Raw genomic sequence first — 329 nt, 5'->3', positions numbered from 1 at the left:
AGCCGGGGCAAGGAAAAAGGGGCCATCATCCGCCAGGCCAGAAAGGCCGGCGTTGAGATCCTGGGGCCCGACATCAACTTGAGCCAGGCAGAGGCCCGCTTGTTTGAAGGCCGGATCTACCTGGGCTTAAAGGACATTATGGGGATTACGCCGGCCTTTTTGGACCAGCTTCTGGCCCTAAAACGGCCAGTAACCAGCTTCCCGGCTTTTTTGCGGCAGCTGGATACCAAGGAGTTGAAAGAAAAGCAGCTGGTCCCCTTGATCGAAGCCGGCCTCTTTGACCAGGTCAGTCCCAACCGGGCCAGTCTTTTGGTCAACTGCGGCAACAT

Annotated in this window: 1 protein-coding gene; it reads left to right on the top strand. The window is 57.4% G+C overall.

What is annotated here, in order from left to right; all coding sequences use genetic code 11:
- Positions 1-329 (top strand): helix-hairpin-helix domain-containing protein (locus F8C76_RS20010; RefSeq protein WP_152132977.1); only part of this gene is annotated, 329 nt, incomplete at both ends.

It is taken from the genome of Flagellimonas olearia (genome assembly GCF_009184425.1).
Lineage (GTDB): Bacteria > Bacteroidota > Bacteroidia > Flavobacteriales > Flavobacteriaceae > Flagellimonas > Flagellimonas olearia.
This window is presented reverse-complemented; position numbering and strand designations above follow the sequence as displayed.